The sequence below is a fragment of the Bacillus sp. BML-BC051 genome, from assembly GCF_019656175.1.
Taxonomy (GTDB): Bacteria; Bacillota; Bacilli; order Bacillales; family Bacillaceae_G; genus Bacillus_A; species Bacillus_A mobilis.
The window spans coordinates 1-16,368 of the sequence record NZ_BPLI01000105.1 but is presented as its reverse complement, the minus strand read 5'-3'; the positions used below and the strand labels follow the sequence as shown (position 1 = coordinate 16,368).

At 33.7% G+C, this 16,368-nt stretch carries 12 protein-coding genes and 1 pseudogene; all 13 read right to left on the bottom strand.

Annotated features, from left to right (window positions below):
- Nucleotides 1-100: 100 nt before the first annotated feature.
- Entirely contained in the window at nt 101-3,061 is a 2,961-nt protein-coding gene (locus tag K5S59_RS28655) for a Tn3 family transposase (protein ID WP_000095762.1), read from the bottom strand.
- Nucleotides 3,062-3,204: 143 nt separating this feature from the next.
- Nucleotides 3,205-3,765, bottom strand: coding sequence for a recombinase family protein (locus K5S59_RS28650; RefSeq protein WP_000668449.1), 561 nt, complete (start codon nt 3,763-3,765; stop codon nt 3,205-3,207).
- A gap of 296 nt (nt 3,766-4,061) precedes the next feature.
- The gene (locus tag K5S59_RS28645; protein ID WP_000449612.1) at nt 4,062-4,439 is read right to left on the bottom strand and encodes a VOC family protein; all 378 of its coding nucleotides are present in this window, start codon (nt 4,437-4,439) and stop codon (nt 4,062-4,064) included.
- Between the two features lie 53 nt (nt 4,440-4,492).
- A pseudogene (locus tag K5S59_RS30410) lies at nt 4,493-4,594 on the bottom strand (AraC family transcriptional regulator); the annotation flags it as partial.
- Between the two features lie 190 nt (nt 4,595-4,784).
- Nucleotides 4,785-5,771 (bottom strand): polysaccharide deacetylase family protein, encoded by a 987-nt coding sequence (locus K5S59_RS28640; RefSeq protein WP_153019394.1) that lies wholly within the window; start codon nt 5,769-5,771, stop codon nt 4,785-4,787.
- Nucleotides 5,772-5,776: 5 nt separating this feature from the next.
- Complete coding sequence (locus tag K5S59_RS28635) at nt 5,777-6,547, bottom strand: hypothetical protein (RefSeq protein WP_048548485.1); 771 nt, start codon at nt 6,545-6,547, stop codon at nt 5,777-5,779.
- Nucleotides 6,548-6,563: 16 nt separating this feature from the next.
- Nucleotides 6,564-8,258 (bottom strand): GNAT family N-acetyltransferase, encoded by a 1,695-nt coding sequence (locus K5S59_RS28630; protein ID WP_080454415.1) that lies wholly within the window; start codon nt 8,256-8,258, stop codon nt 6,564-6,566.
- A gap of 253 nt (nt 8,259-8,511) precedes the next feature.
- Entirely contained in the window at nt 8,512-9,621 is a 1,110-nt protein-coding gene (locus K5S59_RS28625; RefSeq protein ID WP_048548481.1) for a glycosyltransferase family 4 protein, read from the bottom strand.
- Nucleotides 9,587-10,555, bottom strand: a complete 969-nt coding sequence (locus K5S59_RS28620) for an O-antigen ligase family protein (RefSeq protein ID WP_140392617.1) — start codon at nt 10,553-10,555, stop codon at nt 9,587-9,589. Before K5S59_RS28620 ends, K5S59_RS28625 begins: the two co-directional genes overlap by 35 nt.
- A 258-nt stretch (nt 10,556-10,813) precedes the next feature.
- Nucleotides 10,814-12,145: a lipopolysaccharide biosynthesis protein gene (locus K5S59_RS28615; RefSeq protein ID WP_062822400.1), complete on the bottom strand. Its 1,332-nt coding sequence runs from the start codon at nt 12,143-12,145 to the stop codon at nt 10,814-10,816.
- A gap of 280 nt (nt 12,146-12,425) precedes the next feature.
- The gene (locus K5S59_RS28610) at nt 12,426-13,829 is read right to left on the bottom strand and encodes a tyrosine-protein kinase domain-containing protein (protein WP_048548475.1); all 1,404 of its coding nucleotides are present in this window, start codon (nt 13,827-13,829) and stop codon (nt 12,426-12,428) included.
- The gene (locus tag K5S59_RS28605; RefSeq protein WP_308054329.1) at nt 13,826-14,467 is read right to left on the bottom strand and encodes a sugar transferase; all 642 of its coding nucleotides are present in this window, start codon (nt 14,465-14,467) and stop codon (nt 13,826-13,828) included. Before K5S59_RS28605 ends, K5S59_RS28610 begins: the two co-directional genes overlap by 4 nt.
- Before the next feature lie 349 nt (nt 14,468-14,816).
- Nucleotides 14,817-16,247, bottom strand: a complete 1,431-nt coding sequence (locus K5S59_RS28600; RefSeq protein ID WP_001055915.1) for an IS4-like element ISBce2 family transposase — start codon at nt 16,245-16,247, stop codon at nt 14,817-14,819.
- Nucleotides 16,248-16,368 lie beyond the last annotated feature (121 nt).

The window sequence follows — 16,368 nt, the reverse complement described above, 5'->3', positions numbered from 1 at the left end:
AGGGGTCCCGCCAACCAAATGACATAAAACCCACGCTAAGACATTTTTTGGAAGGTAAAAAGCCGATTTTCCCACGTTAAGGAATTTCGGCTTTTGTGTTTTATTTTCGGAGTGGTCGTAATGTTTCTAATGTAGTTGATTGCTTAAATTTGAATTTATATTCACCAAGGAAGTTGATATGTTCCCAGCCAAGCGGTGAAATATGATGTAGCAATTCTTCATGCAAGACACCGTTCTCTTTTTTATATTCTATTGCCTTGGTTAAATATACCGTATTCCATATACTAATGGCATTAATAATAATATTTAATGCACTAGCTCTTTGAAGTTGATCCTGAAGCGCACGTTCACGCAATTCGCCACGTTTTCCGAAAAAAATAGATCTAGCCAAAGAATTCATAGCTTCACCTTTATTTAATCCACGATGAATTTTTCTTCTTAATGTTTCACTTGAGATATAATCTAAAATGAAAATTGTTTTTTCAATTCTTCCCATCTCACGAAGTGCTGTAGCCAAGCTATTTTGCCGAGCGTAAGAACCAAGCTTTCCCATAATAAGAGAAGCAGATACAGTACCCTTCCGAATAGAATGAGCTAATCGTAATACATCATCGTAATTTTTTTGAATAACATTTATATTGATTTGACCGCGCAATAATTTTTCTATTTGTGGAAAATCACTAGATTTTCCTATCGTGTAAAGCTTTGAGTCAGCTAGATCTCGTAAACGCGGTGCAAAACGAAAACCAAGTAAATGGGCTAAACCAAAAACTTGATCAGTATAACCGGCTGTATCTGTATAATGTTCTTCAATCGCTAAATCTGTCTCATGATGAAGGAGTCCATCAATGACATGTACAGCATCTCTAGCGTTTGTATTAATAACCTTTGTATAAAAACTTGAAAATTGGTCACTGACAAAACGATAAATTGTAGCACCTTTTCCAGTACCATAATGAGGATTAGCATCTGCATGAAGTGCAGAAACACCAATTTGCACACGCATGCCGTCTGATGAAGATGTTGTTCCATCTCCCCAATAGGAGGAAAGAGATAATTTATGATGGAAATTAACGAGTACAGATTGTGCTTTACTCATTGCATCCTCATATAACCTCCATTGTGTTGCATTTGCCATTTGTCTATAGGAAATATCAGGTGTAGCTTCACCCATTTTTGTCATACCTATGTTTGTTCCCAATGCCATAAGCGCAGCCATTAGAATAGTGGTTTCTTCTTCATTTGGAATACGATTGGTTGAAGCATGAACAAACTGTTCATGGAAACCGGTCCAATGAGCTACTTCCATTAATAAGTCAGTGAGCTTCACACGTGGAAGTAAGTCATAAAGAGATGAGCTAAATTCTTTTGCTTCTTGTGGTGTATCTTTTTCCAAACGGCTTAAATGCAGTCTACCATTCTCTAAACTTACCCCATTTAATTCGCCTATATGATTTGACACCCATTTTAAGCGTTTTAATAATGAAGATGTTCGTTCTTCTAAATATTCATGAGCAGATAGACTAACAGCTAACTCGGATGTTCCAGGCTGAATCTCGTTCCACTCTTCTTTTGAAATAAGGTACTCATCAAAATCCTTATGTTGTCTACTACCACTAATAGATATATTGCCTGACCGAATAGAATTTCGTAGTTCAGTTAAAACAGCCATTTCATAATAATGCCTGTTAATGGTTCCATCTTCATCATATACGTGCTTTTGCCATCTATTTGATACAAAATCAAGAGGGGCACCTTCCGGTACTTTCCGTTTACCTGTTTCGTTCATTTCTCTAACCGTGTGAATTGCACGAATTAAGGGCTCTGCTGATTTCGTAGAATGAAACTCAAATGATTTTAACAAGAGGGGTGTATACTTTCTCAATGTGTAGAATTTCTTCTCTAATAAGTCTAGATAATCATAGTCGATTGGACGTGCTAATTGCTTTGCTTCTTCTACAGATTGAACTAGCTTTTCCCAAGGCATTATCATTTCTAATACTATATAAGGATCTGTACCCTCATCTCTAGCTTTAATGAGCGCTTCTCCGAGGTTAGCAAAGTGAACCACTTTTTCATTAATTGATTTCCCATTTTGTTTTTGTCGTTCTTCTTGCGCTTTTCTTCCTTTGGATAATAAAGACATAATCTGACGATCATGTATCTCAAATGCTTGGTCCGTCAAATCTTGAATTAATTCTAGAAGATAAACAACCAAAATAGCATATTTTTTAGAATCATCAAACCTTCGAAAAGAGTGGGGTTCATATCTTGAACCAATTTTAGATAATTGTCGTAATCTGTTTGGATGTAAGGTCTTTGTGTCAATTTGCAATTGTAAATTTCGAATATATTCAAGTTTTTCAACTACTTTGAGAAAAGAATCGGGGGAATGAGAGCTTGGTATTTCTCGCAACCATGCCAAATATGTTTTGGTACTGTCTTCCATCGGAAGTAGAAGACAGTTTAATTTTTGAATATGTTCCATAGCTAGAGAAGAATTAAGTAATCGAAAAATCTTTACTTCTGCACGTCTTCGAACTTCCCATACCATTCGTTCTATTGTTGTCATAGCTGGTAAAATAATTTTTCTCTTTTTTAATTCTTCAATGGTTATCTGAATTAAATGTAGAGCATTCCCATTCTCTAATGCATATTGTAATAAGACTTGAGACACAACACGATATTCACGAATGGTGAAGTTCCGAAATCCATATTCTCTTCTAATTTCTTCGAGATGCTCATGTTTCGTTTGCTCACGTTCTGCATATATATGTATTTCTTTCGCATTAATTTGGAGTTGTTTGGCTATATAATTCACAACACAATCGGGTATATGTTGAATATCTGATAAGGTCCAACCAGGAAATCTCAATACACAAAGCTGTAAAGCAAATCCTAACTTATTATGATCTCGACGATGACGCTTGATAATTTCTATATCATGAGGGGACAAGGTGTAGTAACTTCCTAATTCATACTCACTAATTTGTTCTGGAATAGATGCAAACTCTAAACGCTGTTCTGACGTCAATAATTCTCTTGCACGTTTTGAAGACATAGTTTTCTCCTTTCTAAAATACAAGAAAATACCTTGTCTATAGGATGCCGTAGCTCAATGGATGTTAGGTTGAAGTATTTTCTTGTCATGCTAACATCTTTGTAAACTATTTAATTTAACTACTCAGTTTCTTCATTAGATTATCAGTTGGCCATAGTATCTTGTTGCATCTTGCGATACAAAGTCATTCTAGAGATACCGGCTTTCTCTGCAGCATCTGTACGACTCATACCTTGATTAATAAGATATAAAGCATAATCAATCTTTTCCTCATCCATTTTTGGTCTTCCAGGATGTTTCCCTCGCTTCCTTGCAGCCTGAATCCCTTCCTTGGTCCGCTCAGAAGTTAAATCTCGTTCAAATTGAGCAATACCAGCGAAAATAGTAAATAACATTTTTCCATGTGCTGTTGCTGTATCGAGCCATGATTCCTTTAAACTTTTCAAGTGAGCACCTTTTTGAGAAATATGTTCCGTGATTTCAATGAGATCTTTTGTAGAACGTGATAATCGAGTTAAATCTGTTACAACAATTGTATCTTCTGGACGAAGAAATTCTAGCATACTATTTAACTCTGGACGGTTTCGTTTTGTACCGGTTATTTTTTCGAAGAAAATACGATCGCATCCAAACTCTTCAAGTTGTTTCTTTTGGCGATCCAAATTTTGGTCTAATGTAGAAACACGCATATAACCAAACTTCATGTTTATCATCTCCCTTACTAAACATTGTACCAAAAACGATTCAATGAGGATATTGTTACAAATAATATTGTTACATATTTTTGTTACGCTCGTTATGCAAGTTAATTAGACTAAAAGTTTATTACTAATTATTGTAACAATAATGGTCGTTTTTGTTACGGTGATATCATAAAAAATACTACTCTATAAAAAAGTAGTAAAGTTAAAAACTAACTCTAGATTATGAAGTACTACATAGGCTAACATAAAATGAAGGAGACCATGCGGGTTATTTAGACGGTCTCCTTTTGTTTTTCTTAAGCTTCTACTTCACTCAGCAATGCATGAGTATTGTCTTCAGTATCCTGAAAAAATACCATCCATGTTTCTGTTTGTCCCATTTTAGCTACAACATGTGGTTCGTCGATAAAAGTAACTTCTTTACCTAATAAGCGTTCATAAGTATCTTTAATATTATTTACTTCAAAATAAATTACTGAACTTGAAAGAGCGAATTCCTCTTTTTCTGGAAGTGTTAACATGAGACGCAATCCGTTGCATTCAAAGAATGCCATACTATTAGTGTTAAACAAAAGTGAGAGACCTAATTTTTCTTTATAAAAATCTAGTGCTCTATTTAAATCTTTTACAGGTACTCCAATTTGTCCAATTTTTTGGATTATATTAGTTTCCATAAAAATTTGCTCCCTTCAAAATATCTTATTATTAAAAGGATAAATTATTTTACCTAATTTTTCTTATCCAATATCACCTTTTTTCGATATTCTTTAGGAGATATGCCAACATGTTGCTTAAACATTTTGCTAAAGGATACAGGATTTTGAAATCGGGGTCTGTGTAGCAATGGAACCAAATCACGCAATAAGCATTAGCGGACATTAGGTTTTTTGGAGGCAAACAATAAGATTACTTTTAATATTAAAAAAAACGGATAAAAATAAAAAGAATCCATGATTATCCGTTTTTTAAAATTGTAACAGAATCAACCGGTCTACCTATTTCATATCGTGTAAGTCTGTCTATTCAACAGAATTACTTATAATAAAAGCCACTTCGTTCATATTATAGCTTTTCATTCCGTATTGTTTTTTCAGATGAGAGTAATGAGCAAATATTTTGGAAAGAAATTGAAGATTCTCCTCCAAATTCATCCCAAAATTATGTGGATGCCACCATAAATGATACATCTTATTTTCTTTAGCTGCTTTGGTTAAACTATTAGTAATCCGTTTCAAACGTAAATGCTCAAATAGTTTCACATTTGAATGATAAGGACGTAAAAATCTGCTAGCTGGAAGATTTATAATAGGCTGGGTATTTAGGGTATGTAAGGAATAAATATGATGTCCAGTTATATTTACATATGCGTCCACCAATCTCAGAATCCGTTTATAAATAGCTTGATTTTTATGGAAAGAACTTGCTCTATAAATAAAAGAATCTTCATTACCTCTATATGCTTGAATTCCAAGTTTTTTACAAACGGCTAAATAATGAGGGTTTATTTGATTACGCGGGAAAGCGATTGATTGAATGTTTATTCCATTTGCATTTCCTATTTCGACTGCTTTACAGATATCAGCTTCAAATTCTTGATCGGTTTGCCCCGCTTCCAAACAATAATAATGGGAAAAAGTATGGGTTCCAATTTCCTGATGAGGTGCTAAAGAAATTTTTTTAATTAAAGACGGTGCATAATAATAGGGATCCTCTTCCTCTGAATCCCCCATTTGACTAATAAGGTGATATCCCGAAAAAGAGAGATTTTCATAGCTAGGTTTTAATAGCGGTATATTGCTTAATAATTGAGATTTTGTTTCAAAAAATAGTTTTCCAACTGTGGCCCACGTCGCATGAATATCAAATGCCTGAAAAAGCTCAAGCATTTTAGGAATCGCTTGGCGTACCCCGAGGAGATTCTCTTTATACTGTTCCAGACTCATTGTATCTTGAACCCCCCAGTATAACTCAAAATCAAGTGAAACAATCAATATCCCATGATCCACCAAAGTTATTCACCTCTATTTTTCGTAGCTAGCTTCCATTTTCGGATACGGAGTGCCGCTTTTCCCAGTAAAGAATTTGCTAGATAACCAGAATACTCCGTAATGATTTCTCCTCCGAATTTAAGCTTGAAATTTCTGATATTTGGATTCTTCGTTAAACCACCGGAATCATATATTTGGTACCCTCTATTCTTGAACCAAATTATGTTTTCCCATATAAGTAAACAATGGACATTGCCTACTAATTTTCTAAAATGAGTGTCGTGGGTTAATCTATAATGAGAAACAGAGTAAAAAGGCATGGCTCTTTTCCCATCAGCTGCATACACCCTATAACATAGTGTTTGTTGTTGATGTACATCTTTTATCTTCGTTATAATCAAAGCTTGTTGGTCTCTTAACAGTTTCAAGGTTTCTACATGGTATGGACTACAAAGATGAGTTTTCTTTTTTTTTGCAAATTGATTATAAAAGTTCTGAAACAGTAAAATTTCTTGATTAGAAGGTTCTGTAAGGATGATTTTTTGAAGGTTTTCATTTTTTTGGACTTGTTTAATCCGCTTCCTTGTTGACTTTGAAATGTCATTAAATAATTCTTCTTCATTTTTTGTTAAATCCTTTTGTAACGTCTCTATTGGGATTAAGCCTTCCATCGGGATTGTGGATTGGGTAATCCCAACAAGGTCTATTCTAGAATCAATAGGAAATATATCTTTTTCTAGAAAAAATATTTGTTTAATTTTCATACCATACATTTTTTTTGAAATGGATAACATGGTAATCACTCCATTTTCATTGAAAAAATTGTTTCTTTATGAAAGAGAATCCCAATATTTTTATTTTTGTAATCTGATATTCTTTGACAAACCCATGTTCATAAAAAATATTTTTATTTTTATAGTGATTCGGAATCGTAATGTAAATCGACTCTACGTTATTATGTTTTTGAAAAAGTTCTGCGATCGCATTCCCATCAAAAAACATCCAATCATACACATATAAAGAGTTTTTTGTTAACGGTTCAACTATACCTAAATCATCCATTCGAACCTCCGTTTTATTGACCCAAAAACAATTGAATACTTGATCGTTTTTGATTACACAATAGCTCTGTTGTTTTTGATATAGTTTTTTCATTATATTTTTAAAATCACCCTGACATATTGTTGGATACTTATATATATCTTTAAGTGTTAACAGTTGGAAATTGGTTGCATTTTGTGCGTTTAAATCGTCACGATTCATTCGATGGACCTCATACACATATTTTTGAAAAATATATAATCCTATTGCGTGAACTATTTTTTTAAAGTGTGGAAATCTAAATTCTTGTACATACTTTTTGATTTTTCCCATGGTATTTCTCTTGAAATGAACCAATCTCCAATTTTTTTTACAGGCTTGAATCAGATTCTCTTTGAAAGTGATACTCCAAAAACCTATCCGAGCAACCCATCCTTTCCCTGGAAAAATCACTTTATTTACTCTGTCAGTACAAGTATTCCAATCTAATTTATAGGGTTCATATCCGATACTTAAATCATAATAGGTAACATGATTCAAATATCGATCTTTGATTGTTTCATGCAATAACATTCGACCAGGACTAAACAGACCAAAGTCGTCATCATGAGAAAGTATATATAATACATATCGATTTCTACAAACAAATCCATAGAAAAAAGCAATCAGATGATTTTCTATAAAGAGCCCCTCTAATTTCGTTTCTAACACATCATTTTTGATGAGTGAAAGACTTTTATAAAATTCATGTGTATGCCCTTTGGTAAAACCGCTTGTATCCATTTTCATCTTCCAGCGTTTTTTATGGAGCTGAAACATCACCTCCAATTGGTCATCCCTGAGTGGATAAACTGTCACATTTCCTAACGTTTTTAAACGTTTTTCTTTTCGGTCTCCTCCATGTTTTTTCATTTTTTTCTTTATAAAGTCATTAAAATTTTCTATTTTCCCAAAATCAATATAGGGGGAAACAATTTGAGATGTATAAAAAGGGATGCCCTGTTCCGTAAAATAACGAATAAAAATTTGGGACGTTCTCTTGCTTTCAAGAAGACCATGAAGAATGAATACCGTTCTTGGTTGATTCATTATTTCATTCAGTACAGTACGTATGGCTCGCTCTTTCCACTCTTCTACTGCCACTATATCCATGTAATTTGCCTGATTAAAACCGACAAATTGAATATATTCATAAACATTCTTCTTTTGTTTTGTGAAAGGAACGAACGCAATCACTTGGTTTTCATATTCAACCACATAAATTTGAATGTCGTATGAATTCCGAAAATATAGCAACCATTGATAAATCCAATCAAATTCAATAAAGGGATTATTATTCTGATTGATTGACAGTATTCTATTCCAATCATCTTGATAACACATTAGATGTTCCATACTAGTAATTTGCTTTACTTTCAAGTTCATCCCCCCTAAAGAATTTCCTTTCAGTGCTTTTTTATTCACATTTTTGGCTCTTTTGGTTTTAAATCGTTTCCATGTCACTTTGTTTAAGGGAATATTTTCACTGGTATTTTCATTTTTTGCGTTAGTGTATTGTTAAGTTTACTATTGACGATTCCAGTACCCCTCAATGACTGATACATTGGGTTCATATTCAGCTCTATCTTCAAAAGTTCTAATAATTTTGTGAGTTATGTCTCTGTATAATGAAGTTGCCTCTTAAAGGTCATGTGTTTGAAACTATGAATTTTTATTCCTAACTCTGTTTTTGATTGATTATCGTTTGATAAAACGCAATCGTTTCATGGGCCATTTTTTCAAATGTAAAATTCTCTGTATACCTTTTCCTGCCTGATAAACCCATTTCATTTCTAAGTTCGGTGTTTTCCATCAAGAATTTGATCTTTTCCATTAACACTTTCGTATTCCCTTTCTCAATTAAAAAACCTGTTTTTCCATCTTGAACCAATTCTTCCACTCCACCAACATGACTTGCTATTACAGGAAGACCTGACCGCATCGCCTCTATAATACTTAATGGTAACCCCTCCCAGTCAGAGATCAAAATAAAAATTTGTGAACGCGCTAACATTTCAGGGATATCATCCTGGTTTCCTAAAAAAATAACCTGATTGGATAAATTTTTTTCTTTCACCTCGAGTTCTATTTCTTTTTTTAATGGTCCTTCTCCAACAAAATGGATATTCCAATCTTGTGTATCCAATCTACTTAATACCTCTACAAGTATCCGATGATTTTTAGGTTCAGCAAATCTAGCAATCATAATGAGTTGGATTTGTTTATTATTTTGAGATACTTGTTTAAGTTTGGTGATATCTGGAACACCATTATGAATCATCTTGATCTTCTCAGGAGAAATAATTTTATTTTGAATAGCGAGCTGACAATCATAATTAGAAACTGTAATAATACCTGCTGAAACGATTCCTGCTATTTTTTCAAGCAAAGAATAAAATATTCGTTTTTTATGGGGGACTCCTTCTGTAAAAGCCCAACCATGGGCAGTAAAAATGGTTGGAATTCCAAGTGACCATCCAGCTAACCTACCTAATAATCCAGCTTTAGATGAGTGAACGGCTAGTACATCCGGTTGTATCTCTTTTAAAATCCTTCTCATTTCCATTAATGCTTTTATATCTTTTAACACATGAATATCTCGTATAAGATGGGGAATCTTTCGATATATAACACCACTTTGTTGTAATTCTGAAAAAATAGGATTCTCGCTCCCAGAAAGTAAAGTAACTTCATGACCTAATTTTTTTAGATACATGGAAAGGTATTTGACATGAACTTGAGCACCTCCCATTTCATCCATCTTGGTAATGAATTGAACGATTTTCAAAACATACACCATCCTTTGCGTCATGATCCATTTTCGAAACGTCCGTTTTCTCTTCCACCATACACCACGCTAAAGCTAGCAAAAGCCAAAAATGCCGCCAGTGCAGTGTATCTATAAATAAGCTATTAAAGGTTAATCCAATTAATGAAGCAAAAATAACTACGTATAGTCCTCTTACTTGATGGAGAGAACGTAAAGCGCGTTTACATGACTTTGCTATGCTTAAAAGAAAAAACGTACCAAAAGAAACAAATCCTATGATTCCATTTTCAGTAAACAACCTTGCATACAGACTATGAGTAGAGATCACAAAAGTTTCCTCACTTTGCCCAGGACCTAATCCAATTACATTAGAAAAACCTGTGCCAAATGCCGCCTCTTGCGTGGCAAAACGCTCGGTATCATATTCTTGTATACTTACTCTTTCCTTTAATAAATCCCCAATTAATGGTGTACTAATGACGTAAATCAGGAAAGGTACGCCTATACATACAAGAACGAATAACGAGATAATTCTTCTTTTTATGGATATATTCCCAATAAGTAGAAAATAACATCCCAATGTCAAAATACAATTTCCCCATGCAGCTCTAGAAAAGCTAAGTAAGATGCCCATTAAAAAGAAAAAGAACAGAAGAAGGCAGAATATTTTTTTGAATGATGAGGAAACTTCCGCTTTATATAAGGTGAAGACTGCAGCTGGAATCAGAAATGGGCCAAAAACATTTGGATCTTTAAATAATGATGAGATCCTTCCAAACTGTAGAAAGGTTTCGGTTGCCGGTATACGAATAAAATAAGAAAAAACGCCTATCCATACCGCAATACATGCCGCTACAACGTAACCTTTAAAAATGATTTCAATCATTTTACTTTTGTATCGATAAGATGTTCCTACAATAGCTAGCCAAGAAACGACTAGATAGATAGTCACACTAAAATAAAATAGCGCCCGTATTTCATTTTTTATAAAAAATGAAGAAAGTACATTTGCGAACAGAAAAAACAGGAGCAAAAGGAACGGTACTTCTATAGTGGTATGAAAGCGATAAAACGAAAAAATGCAACCGGAAAGGATGAATAAAAAAAGAAGGAGATCGTATGGTGAAGGTTCAATGAATACAATTGAACTGAATGACATGATCAAAAATAGAAAAATTAAAATCCAGTCCTTTTCTTTAAGAAGAAGCATTTACCATTCCACCCCTTTTTTCTTCAACTTATTAGAATATAGACGTTTCTCTTCATTTCGAAAATGAACTTTCATCACATACCATGAAAAATAACCATGCGTAAGATAACCCACTGAAGCTAACACACTGATACAGAGAATAGCGGTTTTCGGACTATCCATATAAAAATAAGATAAAATAAGAGAGACACAAATGAATGAAAAACGGATGATTTCACTAATCATTTGATACATTTGAGATTCTAGCACATAAAAGTTCCATGAAATTGGATTCACAACCATTTTCATGAAATATAAAATCGAAATCATCTGCAAATAAACGCCTGATTCCGTCCAAACTTCCCCAAAAAGAACAGGGATGATATAGGGACTGATAAGGCTGATGCATCCAATTATTATTCCACTTATTACAACCATTTTTTTTACTGTTAACCAGAATAAAGCGGGAAATTCTCTGGTTTTTGTAGCAATTTTGCTTGAGTGAGACATATATACTTGCTTGATTGAATATCCAACCAATGCTTCTGGAACAATTAAAATTTTTTCAGCCAATAAATACCATCCTGCTACAGCTGGGCCGAAATGTACAGCTAAAAAAATTGCTGGTATATGCGAACCTAAAACATTGATAAGTGCAGACCAACTAGATAGAAGAGGGAAATTTTTATAGCGAATACAACTATTTTTTAAACCTTTTAAGTTAAAGATTTGTAATGGCTGTTTATTCTTAGAAATCATCCTTACATATGTTGAACACCCTGAAATTCTTCCGACTAATTCACCTACCAATAATCCTAAAATCCCAATATTAAAAAAACCTAAAGTAATTTGTGCTACGATTTGTCCGCTATTCATGATAATCTTTGATTTAGATATGGATGGGTAATCTCCTATTCGAATACTCCATGAATTAAAAGCTTGAAACCACCCGATGCCTAAAACACTCAAAGCTAGCAACCATGCATATTGACCAAGCTGAGAGGTAGTAATCCATTTCTCAATTGGAAGGAACCACACTATCATGAAAATCAAGAGGCTCATGAAGACAACAATAATCAAAGATAAAACCAGCGTATCCCATCCTTCTTGATCATCCGCTGATAAGGGGATCGCTTGATCATACATAAGGGAGGCAATCACGGATACACTATACAGAATTGATAAATAAATAGAAAAAATTCCAAATTCCTCTGGAGAGTATAAACGTGTCAAAATGGGTGTTGCCAATAAGATAAATATATGAGACATAGCAGTCCCAGTTGCAAGAATAAAAAAACTCTTCATAAAATGGTTACTTACAACAGATTTTTTTATGTTTGTAATCATTTTCATATAACGTGCTCCCTTAATTTAGGAACTGACTTGATACTTTTAAAATCATTATTCATAAGAGTGTATAAAAAAATTAAATACAATGAACAATGTGTTTCCATAGGAACACAAGGTAAAATGAGATGCATCAAATGATGTTTCAATCATTTCGATGTAAATTCTGCTAAGTGATTTAGTTCTCTATTGGTTAATATTCCATCTAAACGGCAGTTTCTACAGCTTTGCTCCATGATCTGAATTTTAGAAAATATCACTGTGTATATAAAGCAGCATACTTCTTTCATTCATAATATTTTTTCTTGTTATTGATTTTCCCATAATTTATGATAAGTCCTTGAATATGCGCCTGTGCCTTTTGAAGTGTCTGCATACTTTTTAAAACGTGATCTGATTTTGTTTTTTTCGCATGTACAACTAATATACTTCCATCTACTTTTGTTGCCATAGAAACGGCATCCATAACAATTAAAGACGGACAATCCATGATAATCACATCAAATTCTTCTTTCAGCTGCTCAAGAAATTGTTCCATTTTTTTTGATGCCAGTAATTCTACTTGATTGTATACATCGGCTCCTTTACTTATAAAAGAAAGGTTGGGGATTTCTGTAGTTTGGAGAATTCCTACTAAATCTGCACGTCCTTCTAGATAAGTGGTGAGCCCCTTTTTTGCAGGTAGATTAAAAAGAAAAGATCCAACTCCTTTTCGTAAATCAGAATCTACATAAACGACTCTTTTACCATCCATCGCCATACATATTGCTACATTTCCAGCTGTTAAAGATTTTCCTTCTCCTGGGTTTGGACTAGTGAAAAGGAATGTTTTCAATTGTTCTTGGTTTATTGCATGTTGTAGATTGCTTCGAATTTCTCTGTATGACTCAATAACAGGAATGTTATTACGGATTTGCGGAAGAGTTTTTGAATGTAAATGATCACTAGTTAACTTTTGGTGATTCACTTTAGTACGTAGTGAAATTTTAGGAACAAATCCTAGTACCGGAAGCTGCAAGTTTTTCTCTACTCTTTCTATGGAATCAGTTGTAGCAAACATTGTTTCCTTTAAAAATACAGTAATTATAGAAACCGTTATTCCAAGAAGGAAAGCGAGAACTGTATAAATTAAGTGATTGGGTTTAATAGGGACGGCTTTTATACTTTTTTTCGCTTCCGTTAAAATTTGGACATTATTTATTTTCATTAAATTTTGGATTTCTTTTTGAAAAATTAAAGCCGTAGCATTTGCAAGTTTCTCTGCTTTTAGATAACTACTATCTTGGACCGTAATTGTTATGATCTGTGATTGTGTATTTGTTTCAACACTTATTTGTTTTGCTAAGTCTTCCACTGTTTGAATGTTCCCCATTTCTTCTGCTACTTTCTCTAATACTCGATCACTTGTTAAAATATATTTATATGTTTCAATCAGTCTTAAATTGGTATCAATTTCATTCACTGAAATTTCCTGTACATCAGTTTTTGAATATGAATAATTTACCAATAAATCGGATTTTGCCTGAAAAACAGGTGGAATCAGGTAACTGAATACAGCGCCCAATACAGTAAAAATGATAACCGTAATTATAATCATGCGTGTATATTTTTTTAACACATTTAATATATCTTTCAATTCAATCAGATTCATCTTGTTCAGCCCTTTATCAAAATTTTGTACCTGCTTCAATACGCCCCTTTACCTCTGAGTACCTGAAGAATTGTTTTACAAATAATTTTAAAATCAAAAAGAAACGAAATATGATTCACATAATATAAATCATATTTTATTTTCATTCCATAATTGATATCAGATCTGCCTTGTATTTGAGCGTAGCCGGTTATTCCGGGTTTTACTAATAATCTTTGTTTTTGAGTCTCATTATAAAACTTCGTGATGTTCCTAATTTCAGGTCTCGGTCCCACCAAACTCATATCGCCCTTTATCACATTAATTATCTGAGGTAGTTCATCTAGACTATATTTTCTTAAAATGGCCCCTAACTTGGTAACTTGCAAACTATCCGGGGTTTTGAATACAAAGTCTTCTGGCACCTGCCCATCCCATTTATACTGATGTACTTTACTATCATCACATCTTTCCATTGTCCTAAATTTAATAATCGTAAATTTTTGATTAAATTGCCCTGTGCGCTGTTGCAAAAATAAGATGGGTCTTTTATTGAAGATTAATATCAAAGTTCCAACTACCAACATGATTGGAAAGAAAAGAATAAGCAATCCTACCCCTATTATCATGTCCAGCATTCTTTTTACTTTCCAATACGTCGTATTGGAATTGGATACTTGTTTTTCTTGCTCTCTCACTTTATCACCCCAAGTAATAAATCGATGTTATTTTTAAAAAGTTCACCTCCCTTAATCCTCACAGCGATTCCTAATATAAGAGCAATGTAATTATATGTTGATGACCTTTACAAATAGACCTTTTCACAAAATTCTCACATGAGTGCACCTTATCTTGCTCATCAACTTAAAAACACACCCCAGAAGGAGGGCACAAAAATAATAAATTAAGGGGTAGCATCACACATCCATCAACTTAACGTATATTTTTATACAAAATGCGGTCTTTCCACGTAGTTTTTTATTATCTTTTATAGATGTTATAAAAGTAGGCACATCAAATAAACCCTGACGGGTTTCAAATTTTTCGCTATGCTACCTGATGGGCAGAAGTGGTATACTCATACACAACACCTAAAATATCAAAGACTGTTTTTTTCTCATATCTGTGAGATTTTCGTCCGTTTCGCTGTAGGAGGTTAAACAGACGAAGGAGAATCTTTGATAATTCTTGGGTGTTTTTATGTAGTGCTTGATGAAAAAGTAAGAAATAATCTTTAATTATGTACATCGCTTTATATTCACTTAGTTCTTTCTGTTTCTTACGTAACAGGAGTTCTCTCATTTTAAACATAGTAGAAGAACATAATAGGATACTAATGAGTTGTCCATAAAGGTGGCATTCTAATCGCTCTTGTTTAATAGATTTACAACGATGAATTCGAAACCAAGATTTCCATATTTTAAATAACAGCTCAATTTGCCAACGCAGTGAATATAAATCATAGATTTTCTCTTTCGGTACCCATTCCGTAGGAATGTTTGTCATATATACCGTAATTCCTTGTAAAAGTTTCGTACGCTCTGTATATGTAATCCCTTTTTTCTTTTCACGAATAGCTCGATCATGTAGACGTTTCTGTTTTTGCTCCTCTGTACATCTATAAACCACAATGCGAGTGGGTAGTTTGTCTTTGCTCCCTACATATACATCATGTAATTCATACACTTGGCCAGGTTGTAATTGGTTCATGATGTCTTCCAAATGAATTTGTATATATACCGGTCTCAATTGAGCAGGTTTTGTTTTAAATACCACTGTTTCGAATTCTTTTCTATATATTTTAGTTGGTAATTTAAGACGCGATAAATAATACCCTTCCTTATCTTGGATCGATTTAAAGTCTTGTAAACGAAAATACCCTAAGTCACGAATATATAGTTCATTCTTTTGTGTCATGTCCATTCGAGTCGCCCCATATGCCTGATCACTTCGTTTTCCTGGTTCAATTTTCACATCAGAAAACTCTCCGCTCAACAAGTCATACTCTAATTGAATTTTCACACCAGCTGTATGACTACAGCCTCCGGCACCAGGATAAGTAGCTGCGAATCGATCTGGAACTTGAAAGGTTGTAGAATCAAGGATGCGAATCCGCTTAAAGTAAGCAGAAAGAGAATGAGAAATTGTAGATGATCCTCCAATTTTAGCTTGTAGAAGTGTAGTAAATACATTTCGAAAGAAGGCTACAGAAGCCGAGTTAAATCGTCGATTCAGTCCCTCAGGACTTAATAAAATTCCTGTTGAAGTTTCTAATTGACTACAAAGTTGAGTAAGAGAGGTTGTAGCGATTTGTTGATTTAACCATACACACAAAGATAAAAAATGGTGCCCATGGCACTTACGTTTTCGTTTCATTCCACCTGCTTCTATAGCTAATTGATTAAGTGTAGCGGGAGACATATATCGATATAACTCTTCGGCAAATAAAGACAGCTCTTGTTTTTGATGCATATTCATAAAAAGCACGTCACCCTTTCTCATTAACATAAGAGAATAGTAACGTGCTTTTAAGTTTAAGAATAGTCTAAATCCTTAAGTTGATGGATGTGGGGTAGCATCACATGCCCATCAACTTAAG

What these genes read in the sequence shown, in the direction of transcription:
- K5S59_RS28655 (WP_000095762.1), bottom strand. Translation starts at nt 3,061, where the DNA reads ATGTCTTCAAAACGTGCAAGAGAATTATTGACGTCAGAACAGCGTTTA.
- K5S59_RS28650 (WP_000668449.1), bottom strand. Translation starts at nt 3,765, where the DNA reads ATGAAGTTTGGTTATATGCGTGTTTCTACATTAGACCAAAATTTGGAT.
- K5S59_RS28645 (WP_000449612.1), bottom strand. Translation starts at nt 4,439, where the DNA reads ATGGAAACTAATATAATCCAAAAAATTGGACAAATTGGAGTACCTGTA.
- K5S59_RS28635 (WP_048548485.1), bottom strand. Translation starts at nt 6,547, where the DNA reads ATGTTATCCATTTCAAAAAAAATGTATGGTATGAAAATTAAACAAATA.
- K5S59_RS28615 (WP_062822400.1), bottom strand. Translation starts at nt 12,145, where the DNA reads ATGAAAATGATTACAAACATAAAAAAATCTGTTGTAAGTAACCATTTT.
- K5S59_RS28600 (WP_001055915.1), bottom strand. Translation starts at nt 16,247, where the DNA reads ATGAATATGCATCAAAAACAAGAGCTGTCTTTATTTGCCGAAGAGTTA.